This window comes from Planococcus antarcticus DSM 14505 (genome assembly GCF_001687565.2).
Lineage (GTDB): Bacteria > Bacillota > Bacilli > Bacillales_A > Planococcaceae > Planococcus > Planococcus antarcticus.
Map to the genome: position 1 here is coordinate 2,280,325 of NZ_CP016534.2, position 11,885 is coordinate 2,292,209.

10 protein-coding genes are annotated in these 11,885 nt (G+C 40.2%); 2 read left to right on the forward strand and 8 right to left on the reverse strand.

Annotated elements, in window-relative coordinates; translation table 11 throughout:
* Positions 1-8 precede the first annotated feature (8 nt).
* From BBH88_RS11470 to BBH88_RS11500, 7 genes are read right to left on the reverse strand one after another with little or no spacing between them, the layout of a single operon-like run.
* The gene (locus BBH88_RS11470; RefSeq protein ID WP_006829816.1) at positions 9-656 is read right to left on the reverse strand and encodes a response regulator transcription factor; all 648 of its coding nucleotides are present in this window, start codon (positions 654-656) and stop codon (positions 9-11) included.
* The gene (locus BBH88_RS11475; protein WP_065537373.1) at positions 653-1,687 is read right to left on the reverse strand and encodes a sensor histidine kinase; all 1,035 of its coding nucleotides are present in this window, start codon (positions 1,685-1,687) and stop codon (positions 653-655) included. The genes BBH88_RS11470 and BBH88_RS11475 overlap by 4 nt, the downstream gene beginning before the upstream one ends.
* Before the next feature lie 32 nt (positions 1,688-1,719).
* A complete protein-coding gene (locus BBH88_RS11480; RefSeq protein WP_065536774.1) occupies positions 1,720-2,178 on the reverse strand; it encodes a GAF domain-containing protein in 459 nt (152 codons plus the stop codon).
* 39 nt (positions 2,179-2,217) lie between these two features.
* Positions 2,218-2,907, reverse strand: coding sequence for a respiratory nitrate reductase subunit gamma (gene narI, locus BBH88_RS11485; RefSeq protein ID WP_006829813.1), 690 nt, complete (start codon positions 2,905-2,907; stop codon positions 2,218-2,220).
* The gene (gene narJ, locus BBH88_RS11490; RefSeq protein ID WP_006829812.1) at positions 2,891-3,469 is read right to left on the reverse strand and encodes a nitrate reductase molybdenum cofactor assembly chaperone; all 579 of its coding nucleotides are present in this window, start codon (positions 3,467-3,469) and stop codon (positions 2,891-2,893) included. Before narJ ends, narI begins: the two co-directional genes overlap by 17 nt.
* On the reverse strand, positions 3,462-5,051 hold the full coding sequence (gene narH, locus BBH88_RS11495; RefSeq protein WP_006829811.1) for a nitrate reductase subunit beta: 1,590 nt from the start codon (positions 5,049-5,051) through the stop codon (positions 3,462-3,464). Before narH ends, narJ begins: the two co-directional genes overlap by 8 nt.
* Positions 5,041-8,715 carry a nitrate reductase subunit alpha gene (locus BBH88_RS11500; protein ID WP_006829810.1) on the reverse strand — a complete coding sequence of 1,225 codons (3,675 nt, stop codon included), beginning with the start codon at positions 8,713-8,715 and terminating at the stop codon, positions 5,041-5,043. Before BBH88_RS11500 ends, narH begins: the two co-directional genes overlap by 11 nt.
* Positions 8,716-9,178: 463 nt before the next feature.
* Between BBH88_RS11500 and BBH88_RS11505 the strand changes: the two genes are divergently transcribed.
* Both BBH88_RS11505 and BBH88_RS11510 read left to right on the forward strand, forming a co-directional pair.
* Complete coding sequence (locus BBH88_RS11505; protein WP_040852343.1) at positions 9,179-9,604, forward strand: hypothetical protein; 426 nt, start codon at positions 9,179-9,181, stop codon at positions 9,602-9,604.
* Positions 9,601-11,451, forward strand: coding sequence for a tetratricopeptide repeat protein (locus BBH88_RS11510; protein WP_006829808.1), 1,851 nt, complete (start codon positions 9,601-9,603; stop codon positions 11,449-11,451). The genes BBH88_RS11505 and BBH88_RS11510 overlap by 4 nt, the downstream gene beginning before the upstream one ends.
* 94 nt (positions 11,452-11,545) lie before the next feature.
* Here BBH88_RS11510 and BBH88_RS11515 read toward each other — a convergent pair whose 3' ends face one another.
* Positions 11,546-11,788 (reverse strand): hypothetical protein, encoded by a 243-nt coding sequence (locus BBH88_RS11515; RefSeq protein ID WP_006829807.1) that lies wholly within the window; start codon positions 11,786-11,788, stop codon positions 11,546-11,548.
* Positions 11,789-11,885 lie beyond the last annotated feature (97 nt).

Sequence of the window (11,885 nt, forward strand, 5' to 3'; positions counted from 1 at the left end):
GCTATTCGTCAAAAATTTAATAATTTTTTCTTTAACACATATTCTACTAATTCAGGTCGGCTCTTTAGTTGCAGCTTTTCCATAATTTTCGCTTTATGTGCCTCTACTGTTTTCACAGAGATAAAAAGCTTTTGGGCAATTTCCTTATTGCCGTAGCCTTTAGCGACTAAAGGAAGAACTTCGATTTCTCGTTTAGATAATAATTCAAATGGATCCGATTCTTTTACTTTATGATCTTTGTTCAGCAGTTCACGAACCAATGAAGTGGCCATATTCGGATGAATATAGGTACCCCCATTATAGATGACTCGAATGGCCTGCAGCAATTCTTCGTCAGGAGCGCTTTTCAGCATATATCCTGAAGCTCCATTTTTCAACACATGGAATAGATATTCTTCATCGCTGTGCATCGTTAAGACCAAAATTTTGGTTTCCGGAAAATCTTCTTTAATCTTACCCGTTGCCACTAATCCACTTTCACCCGGTGGCATACTCAAATCCAGCAACAATAAATCCGGGTGATGCTTGGCCACCATTTGATAAGCTTCAATTCCATCTGCCGCCATGGCAATCACTTCCATATCCTCTTGGAAATTGAGGATCATTGAAAAACCGCTGCGCACAATCGCGTGGTCATCCGCTATGACAATCTTCAAATTGCCACCTCCCGCTTTTCGTCTAAAGGAACACATAAATGAATGGTTGTTCCTTTGTCAATTTCAGAACTAATCGTTACATTTCCCAATACCAATTCAGCTCGCTCGTTCATCCCATACAACCCAAGTCCTGTTCCTACAGGATGTGCCCCAAGAATAAATCCGACACCTTCATCTTTTACAATTAACTGCAAGGAATTCTCCTCTTCAAACAAATGCACTTGTACAGTTTCCACTTGTGCATATTTTATCGCATTGAAAACCGCTTCCTGACAGACACGGTACAAGACTGTTTCTATTTCACTTTCATAACGAGTGCGCTTAATTGTCGATATAAAATCAATGTTTAAACCAAAACTTTCTTCCAAGCGCTTAAAATGTGAACGAAAAGCTGCTTCTAATCCGAAATCATCGAGAGCTGATGGACGCAATTCAACAGACAGATTACGGATATCATCCATCAAACGGATCAGTGTAGCTGTGCTTTCACTAGTTTTTTTCAAGACTTTCTGGTCATCTGTCATGTATTTGAGGGCACGTAAATCAACGACTGCACTCAAAAGTTCCTGAGCGACGCTATCATGCAATTCTCTTGAAATCCTTTTGCGTTCGTTTTCTTGTGCTTTGATGATATTTTTCATCATTGTGTTTTGCTGCAGTTTGGTTTGTGTTTCAAATTGAATCGATAGATCTCTTAAGATGAATACCCTAGTGCCTTTTTCAGCATCGATGACATGGAATGTAGCAGCATAGGGAACTATGCCTTTTCCGACTGTTTCCAAAAATACCTGAAAAGAAGAAAAATCTTCATGGTTGGAACTGGTGAAGTAACAGTCTTTGCAGGTTGTCAGATCGCTTTCACTAGTATATCCTCTGCAGACATTGCAGAGGGCATTTTCCGCGCCTATTTTAAGTTGTTCGAGAACATGAATACTCATTATTTTTTCCGCTGCTGGATTCATGGAAATGGTATGGCCTTCACTGTTAAAAAAGAAAATTGCTTCCGTACTGTTTTTATACATCTTCAGCATCAGGTCAACTAATTGATCTTTTTTTCCAGAAATCAATTCCACATCAATTCCTTCCCATCCAGCGTACCAATACCGGATTGTGACATGCTGATTAGCATTTGCAATCTTTTCGGCGTCATTAAATGAGGTTCGCGAAACCCGCCTAAAAGCACACCTACCACTCTTCCACTATGCCATAAAGGCGTAGCGCCAACGCTTTTTAAGTTTTCTAACTTCAAAATCGGGTAGTTGAATAGATTGTCTTTGGCAGCAAATTCATTTACATCTGCCACTAGTAAGGGCTTGCCATTCTTAAAAACTCCTCCAGCAATTCCTTTTCCTGACTGCAGGACTACTTTCTTGATGCGCTCACTTATATTTCCTGAAATATATTGCCATTTTAGTACATGCAAATTTTCCGCTGGCTGAACTAAAGCAAGCGCAATAATATCACAACTAAGAGCTTCCCGGATTTTTTCAATCTGCAATTGGTAGTCTTCTGTATAATCCATACTTTTATCTCCTATTAAAATTAAAAAGAGTACATCTTTTTAATTTGTTGGTTTATGTCTTCTATACAGGATATAACTTCTGCCTACATAATTCAACGGAACACTCCATACGTGTACGAGACGTGAGAATGGCCAAAAAGCAAATATCGCGAAGCCTGTTAATACATGAATTTTAAAAGACAGTGGCACATTTGCCATAATGGCTGGATTGGCTTTGAATAGGAACAAATCGCGGAACCATATCGATATTGTCATTCGGTAGTCAAAATTCGGCTGTACCACATTAGTGACTAATGTGGCATACATCCCTACGACAACGATGAACAACAAAAGAGAGTTGACTGCTAAATCAGAAAAAGAACTTAATTTCCTTACACTGGTAATGGAAAAGCGACGAAACGTAAGAATAATCATACCGAACAATGTCATAAAACCGAAAATTCCTCCGATGTAGATAGCTCCAATATGATAAAGATGATCATTAACCCCTAAGGCGTTCATCCATGAAATTGGAATGACCAATCCACCGATATGACCAAAGATCACGGGGATAATTCCCATATGAAACAATAAACTACCGATCATCAGCTGTTTTTTTTCAATAAACTCACTAGATTTTGCTGTCCATCGAAATTTATCAATGCCGTACCGGTAGAGATGTCCAAAGATAAAGATGGCCATACAAAGATACGGAAAGACCACCCAAATAAATTTATCTAAGGTTTCCATCGACAGGCACCTCCTGCTCGATGCATACTTTAAACGTTTCGCGCAATCCTTTAACGAGATGGAAATAAGGACTATTCTTTTTCTCTAATGATTTCAGCAAGTGATATGTTCCATCTTCTAGTACAGCAATTAAAATAGTAAAAGTTTGGGGAGCACGTGGGTCTCCTATCCATTCTGCCGCATATAAAAACTCACAAATTAAAGGCAAAAAATCCGATAACTCTGAATCCGGCATTTCAAGACCGAACATTTCATATGACACTTTTAATTTCGCTAACATTTGTCCGCGTTCTTTGGCATCTTCAAATTTAAAATAGGTCATAAACAAGGTGCTATCTTTATCAAAATCAAAAATATCAGTGTACATTTCTTGTATTTGATCCAAACTCATTTCATGCATTAAGTTCCAATATCTCCAAGCATGCTCATATGCTGGATGATCTACGTCAAACGATTCCTCGATTTGCGAAGGATGAAAATCGAGTTTTTCGGGATAGGTCAAGTGATGGGCTACAAAACCGAATGACTGTTTATAACGATAGAGTTTCTCTAAATTAATCACGCCATATACCTCCGTAGAAGTTTTCTTCGTAAATTTCTTTCCCCGTCTTCGTAGCTGTTCCAGTCGGGCTTGAAGAAGTTGCTGGACCACAACTGTCACAAGATCCACCAGAATCGGTTCCCCAGCCGCCCATACCTTCAGTGTCATAGCCTTCCATCCCTTGAGCACGGTATGGGTTTACGCGACCTTCACGATGCGTAGTTGGAATAACAAAACGGTCTTCGTATTTGGCAATCGCAAGTAATCGATACATTTTTTCTGTTTGATGAGCCGTCATGCCAATTCGTTCTAAGCGGCTTTCATCAAACTCTTTTCCTGTAGTTTTAGCGCGCATATAAGAACGCATCATCGCCATACGTTGCAGAGATTTTTTTACTGTTTCTGTATCTCCAGCTGTCAGCATATTTGCCAAATACTGAATGGGTGTCCGCATTTCTTCAATAGCTGGGAAGATCATATCTGGATTTTTGATTGAATCTTTTCCTTCAAAATAATTCATGATTGGGCTAAGTGGTGGCACATACCAAACCATTGGCAAGGTACGATATTCCGGATGAAGCGGAAAAGCCAATTGATGTTCAATTGCTAATTTGTAGACAGGTGAATTTTGAGCTGCTTCGATCCAATCTTCTGAAATGCCATCTTTTCTAGCCACAGCGATCATCTCAGGATCGAACGGATCGATAAACAAATCACATTGCGCTTTATACAAATCTTTTTCATCCGGTGTAGAAGCAACTTCTAAGACACGATCTGCATCATATAGAAGAACCCCTAAATAACGAATGCGTCCTGTACATGTTTCCGAACACACTGTTGGTAATCCTGACTCAATACGTGGGAAACAGAATGTACATTTTTCGGCTTTATTGGTCTGCCAGTTAAAGTAAACTTTTTTGTACGGGCAACCTGTCATGCAATAGCGCCAGCCACGACAAGCTTCTTGGTCAACTAACACAATGCCATCTTCTTCACGCTTATAAATTGCTCCAGAAGGACAGCTTGCTACACAGCTCGGGTTTAAACAGTGTTCGCACAGTCTTGGCAAATAAACCATAAACGCTTTGTCGAAATTGAATTTAATTTCTTCTTCGATTTTTTGGATATTTGGATCAAGCGGGCCTGTAATATGCGCTCCTGCTAAATCATCTTCCCAGTTCGGACCCCATTCAAGGTCCATTTTTTTCCCAGTAATAGCTGAATGTGCACGTGCCACCGGTGAATGTTCCAATTCACCGGCATTGGTCAAGTGCTCATAATTATAGGTCCAAGGCTCATAATAATCTTTCATTTCTGGCATATCGGGGTTGTAAAAGATTTTCCCTAATGCAATTTTCGATAATTTATTGCCTGACTTTAACTCTAACTTCCCTTTTCGAAGTTGCCAGCCGCCTTTATAAAGCTCTTGGTCTTCCCAGCGCTTCGGATAACCAATACCCGGTTTTGTTTCTACGTTGTTAAACCACATATACTCGGCACCTTTACGGTTGGTCCAAGTTGTTTTGCATGTGACACTACACGTATGACAGCCGATGCATTTATCTAAATTCATCACCATTGCTACTTGTGCTTTAATCTTCAAGCCAGTCAACCTCCTTCATTTTTCGAACTGCTACGTATTCATCACGCTGATTGCCGATGGGGCCATAGTAGTTAAAACCATAGCTGAGTTGAGCGTATCCGCCGACCATTTGCGTGGGCTTCATATGGATGCGTGTCGGCGCATTATGACTGCCGCCTCGTGTATCCGTAATTTCAGAGCCTGGTACTTGAATATGCTTGTCTTGTGCATGGTACATGAACATTGTGCCTCTTGGCATACGGTGACTGACAACAGCACGGGCCGTAACTACACCGTTTCGGTTGTATACTTCGAGCCATGCATTATCATCGATATCGTGTGCTTTCGCGTCTTCGTTATTAATCCAAACAGTCGGACCTCCACGGAATAACGTCAGCATATGCTGATTATCTTGGTAAGTAGAGTGGATATTCCATTTTCCGTGAGGTGTTAAGTAACGCAGGACGAGTGAATCTACGCCACCTTTTATTTTTTTATCGTTCTTTCCAAAAACCATTGGAGGCAATGTTGGTTTATATATTGGCAGTGCTTCCCCGTATTGCTGGAAAATTTCATGGTCAATATAGAAATGCTGTCTGCCTGTCAATGTCCGGAATGGTACCAAACGCTCAATATTGGTTGTAAATGGTGAATAACGTCTGCCCATTTTGTTTGATCCACTAAACACGGGTGTTGGAATAACTTCACGTGGTTGAACCGTAATGCTTTGGAAGGTGATTTTCTCTGCCGCGCGATCGGCAGAAATATCTCTCAGTTCGACACCTGTATCTTTTTCAGCTTCAATATACGCTTTTTGTGAAACTCGGCCATTCGTTGCTGAAGATAAATTCAACATAGCATCTGCCACTTGTCGAGCAGTTTGGATTTTCGGTAAGCCGTTTTTGATTGAGTCATCGAAATGGGTCCCATTAATATGCTTCAATTCTTCATACTCTTCTGCTACAGAAAAACTCACACCGTGTGCACCGGTTTTACCAATGGATAAATTGGGTCCAAGTGTAATGTATTTATCATAAATCTTCGTAAAATCTCGTTCTACGATACTGAAGTTTGGCATAGTTTTTCCTGGTATCGCTTCGATTTCTCCCTTTGCCCAATCTTTCACGACTCCCATAGGCTGTGAAATTTCACTGATCGAGTCATGCGCAAGAGGTGTAATCACGACATCTTTGTAAACACCAGGTAAATGGGTTCCTGCCATTTCTGAGAATTTTTCAGCTAATTTCGCGTAAATGTCCCAATCAGAACGAGACTCCCAAAGTGGATTTACTGCAGGATTAAATGGATGAACAAAAGGATGCATATCAGTTGAAGATAGATCCGTTTTTTCATACCAAGTTGCTGCTGGTAACACAATATCTGCATACAGTGGTGTTGACGTCATCCGAAAATCAAGTGCCACCATCAAGTCCAGTTTTCCTTCTACATCTTCTCGCCACACAATTTCTTCTGGCTTTTCAGTAACGTTCGGTTCAGCCAACAAGCCATCTGAAGCGCCTAAAAGATGCTTCATGAAATATTCTTGACCTTTAGCAGAACTTGAAATCAAGTTTGAGCGCCAAATAAATAACGTTCTCGGGAAATTTTCCGGTGCTCCTGGATCTTCTATTGCAAATTTGGTTTTGCGTGATGTCACTTGTTCTACCGCGTAATCAATAATTTCTTTATTCGTTTTAGCACCTTTTTCAGCGGCTTCTTCTGCAAACAGCAAGCTGTTTTTGTCAAATTGTGGATAAGAAGGAAGCCATCCTAATCTTGCTGCTAATACGTTGTAATCAGCCGGATGCTGATACGCAACATCTTCAGCAAGTGGTGAGGTTAATGCATCTGTGCCGCTTTCTTCATATCTCCATTGTTCAGTTGCAAAGTAAAAGAAAGAAGTCGCATTTTGCAATCTTGCCGGACCTTGCCAATCTTTGGCAAAAGCAATCGATGACCAGCCTTCAATCGGACGACATTTTTCTTGTCCAACGTAATGAGCCCAACCACCCCCATTAACACCTTGAGACGCTGTCAAAATAACTAAGTTTAAAATCGCACGATAAATCGTGTCGCTATTAAACCAGTGGTTGATTCCTGCCCCCATAATAATCATGGAACGTCCACCCGTATCAAGTGAGTTTTGCGCAAATTCGCGCGCAATTTGTGTCACAATTGACGCTTTTACGGAAGTGACTTTTTCCTGCCAAGCCGGCGTGTAATGGGATGTTTCATCATCATAACCTTTTGCATTATGTTCACTGTCGATGCGGATAATTCCATATTGACTCATCATCAAGTCGTAGACAGTTGCAGCGTAACGTTCGGTGCCATCCGCTAACTGGACTTTTCTAGCTGGAATGACACGTTTGAAGACACCGTTTCCTTGATTATCAAAATACGGGAAAACGATTTCCTTCCATTCTTCTTGGTGACCTTCAACACTCATCGCTGGTTCTACTTTTGAACCATCTTCATTTTCAAGAATTAAGTTCCATTTCTTGTCTTCTTCCCAACGCTGCCCCATCGTTCCATTTGGAACAATTAATTTATCAGCTACTTCGTCAAAAATTACTGGTTTCCACTCTGCATGTTGCGACGTGTCGCCCAAATCACTAGCACGCAAAAAGCGTCCACCTTTCAACGTGTCTTCATGCGGATCTAATAAAATCATAAATGGCATGTCTGTAAATTGTTTTGCATAATTGATAAACATCGGTTCTTGACGTTGCTGATAAAACTCATCCAAAATAACATGCGTCATCGCTTGCGCTAACGCAGCATCCGTTCCAGGGTGAGGAGCTAGCCAGTTGTCCGCAAATTTTACGTTTTCTGCATAGTCAGGCGCAACAGATACAACTTTCGTTCCTTTATAGCGAACTTCTGTCATGAAATGCGCATCCGGCGTTCTGGTCATTGGCACGTTTGAACCCCACATCATTAAGTAACCTGCGTTATACCAATCTGATGATTCTGGTACATCTGTTTGTTCTCCCCAAATTTGAGGAGATGCCGGAGGAAGATCGGCGTACCAGTCGTAAAAACTCAACATTTCTCCGCCGAGAAGCGAGATGAAACGCGCTCCCGAAGCGTAGCTGACCATAGACATCGCGGGAATTGGTGTAAATCCAGCCACGCGATCTGGTCCATATTTTTGAATCGTGTAAATTAATTGTGCCGCTATTAATTCCAGTGCATCGTCCCAATTGACACGGATATGACCGCCTTTTCCGCGTGCAGATTTGTAAAACGTGGCTTTTTCAGGGTCTTCTACAATACTTGCCCAAGCATCCACTGGATTCGAGTGACTCGCACGAGCTGCTTTCCAGAGTCTCCAAAGTCTCCCGCGCATATAAGGATACTTAACGCGCAGTGGACTATATTCATACCAAGAAAACGTAGCACCCCTTGGACAACCGCGTGGTTCAAATTCCGGCATATCAGGTCCACAAGATGGATAATCGATTTGTTGGTTTTCCCAAGTAATGATTCCGTTCTTCACAAACACTTTCCAACTGCATGATCCTGTACAGTTTACACCGTGTGTTGTGCGTACCACTTTATCGTGTGACCATCTTTGGCGATACATATTTTCCCAATCTCGACTTTTTTCCTCCAAGATCGACCAACTGCCCGAATAACTTTCGACAGGCTTAAAGAAATTTAAACCAAACTTTTTCTTCATCGCTTATACCACTCCTTCTCAGAATGAAAGACATTGAAGGGAATCAATTACAAATTCATTCGTATACCTTTATTATGTTAGTCACCAATACAAGTTCACATTAGGGAATGTCCTATAGAACCCCCGGAATTCCCTTGTTCATTGAAAATTGAGACTACCCTATTCTGTCTATTTCGTTATTCATTAGCTTATTTTCGATAATTTTCGAGAAAACGCTCCGAGCATTATGTTTATTTTCTACCTTCAGCTATAAATAGAAAACGTCATTTACTAAACTAGTTGTTCACTTTTATGAAGTTCAACTTACAGAATACTTAATTTCCCTAGAATCTCTTATCGCTTAAACTCTTATTCCAGATACCCGATTAGGGAGTTCCCTCTTTCGACAAAGGAAATGCCCTAGCTAGAAAATCAAGAGTTTTAGTCATGTTATACTAAAAAAAAATGAGGGGAATGAATGATTATGTCAGGACCATCTTTGCGCCAGTTGCATGCGCATCATGCCATCCATCAAGGCGCCTTATCTGGAGCATTAACAAAAACCGAAGAAGTAGAAGACTTATTGAGAGCAAAAGAATTTGAAGTTGCCCGTCAAGCAGCAGATCATTTATTGGAGTTTTGGGAAACGCGCATAATCAGCCACGCTGATGCGGAAGAAGAAGGATTTTATCAAGAAATGATCCAACAAAATTCAGAACTCAAGAAACCTGTTGCCGATTTAACGCGCGATCACGATATTTTGCGTATCATTGCTGCTGATATTAAACAATTACTTGTCGAAGAAGGACTTAGTTACGAAGTGATGAAACAATTTCACGCGCTACTCGTAGTGAATGCCATTCATAGCCGCGAAGAAGAGCGCATGTTGCTTCAGGAGCCTTCGGTATGATCAAGACAATTGGAAGAAACGACTTATGTCATTGCAATAGCGGCAAAAAATACAAAAAATGCTGTGGAGCAAACCATTCTTCAAAACTAATGATGGAAGAACAAAATAAAGTGCTACAGGGATTGTTACAGGAATTTTTCGAAAATCACCCACGATCATCTGAGCAGAAAGAGTTGCTGAAATGGAAAGATCAAGTTGAAAATATTCTCGTCCCGCTTTATGGAGAAGATAAAGCCAATGGTATTATTGGAGACATCTTTTTCTTTTCAGAACGTGTCGATGTATGGAATTCTTTTATCGAACTTAAAATCCTTAAAGAAGCGCGAACACAGATAAAACAAATTCTCAACTCTTGGATCAATCCTTTGTTTATGGCAGGAGAAGTTCTATCCATTTCTAATTACTGTGCGCAAGTTCGCGATTTATTATCTGAAGAAATTATGGAAATTGAAGTGAACGAATCATTCTCTGTAGAAGTTGGAAATATTGTTACTGGATTTTACTTACCGGATGTTCGAGTCGGAAATCAATTTTTAATGGTACTAAACAGCTTAACTGTTGCAGTTGATGTCAACGATGGCAGCATTTCAAAACTCAAAGAAATGTATGAAAGCTCTGAACTCAGTACAGTGCCAGATTTTTATAAATACAATATACTTGCTGTTTATCAAATCTTAAGCAGCGGTCTTCTTGGCGCTGAGCAAGTATCTTCAACAGTTCTTGAAAAGGTTGAAGAACTAGAGAATTTTCTTATTGAACATGATTTAAAAAGCGATGAATTAATCGAAGTCTTTTTCCATTATTTAGAGCCTCTTGCAGAAATCCCTAAAGAAGCCATTGCAGGAGCGATTCAATTCGCTATCGATCACCAATTAGTCCAATTGAATTGGAACCTCGAAAAAACAGCTCACTCCTTTTCGGTAAATACCGAAAACTTAACTCGTTTTAAAGATGAACTTGGCTCTTTTTATCATGTGGCTATTCGCAATAAAGATGATGATGAAGAAAAAGAAGCCGTTTATGCATTTGAAGTAGGAACAGATCCAAAAGGCAATGAATTGCAGAATTGGCAATTGTATATGTATCTAAAAAATGCGACTATTACGAGTGAAAATGAATTAAAACGCCAAATGGAGTATTATCACGGTAAATCTTATGAACCGAAAACGAAAAGTGAAAATGCTCAATTACTTGCCTACGCTGCTTACACAAGCATCAATCGTACTGAGGATTTAGAAAAAATTCAGCAACTAGATCCGAAAAACACGGATGCTTTACTATTAGAAGCTGAAGTAGAAATTGTTTTAACACGGAAAGAGCAACTACTTGGACAAGCAATTGCTAGCGGAAAAGAATGCTTTGAACCAGAAATGGATGTGGCATGGCTTTATGTTCCAAACCGCCCCTATTTACGTGCGTTGTTTTTACTTGGAAATTTTTATTGGGAGCAAGCACGATTTGAAGAAGCGTTTCCCATTTATTACGAAGTGCTGAGCTTAAACCCGGGTGATCATCAAGGAGCAAGGTATTTAGCCACCTCCACGTTAATTGCGCTTGGCCGTCTTGAAGAAGCACAGAGTCTTATTAGCCACTATGAAGAAGAACTCAGTGATAATGCTTTCTACGCTTGGTTTAAATGGTCTATTGAACGACAAAAAGGCATACTTTCTCAAACGGCTCAAACTCTTTATGAAGAAGCCATCGATCAAAATCCCTATGTAAAAAAATACGCAGAAAAATGGAATGCTGCTTTGCCTTATCCGAAATCAGTTGTCATTACCCCACGCTCTCCTGAAGAAGCAAAATTAATCTGGACATTTTTAGCCCCGACTCTTGAAGGTCGATAAGCATAACACAAGCAACTTCAGGAAAATTAAAAATTTTAAAAGGCTGCATCTTCTGAAATAGAAGATGCAGCCTTTTAAATTTGTCTTTAAACATTCAGCTATTGATTGAACTTGTTTGATTATCGTCTTTCGCAGAATCAAAATTACCTTGTCCGACTCTGCGCCGGATTTCTTCTTCTGTCAATTTACTGCCGATGGGTCCTGTTGGAATATTAGTAGAGCTCCCTTCTGTTTCTGCACGCTCAACGCGAGCAAAGCCAGCATTTGTTTGACGCCCGATACGCTCTCTTTCGGTCCTGCTTGAATAGGTTTCTTCTGGTTTTTTTTCAGCAGCCATTGAAATTCCTCCTTCTAACTAATTGCTTTGCAAATTTCACAGAATTTTAGTCTACCAGAAAAATGAATATATACACACTTACCATAGCATTTATTTT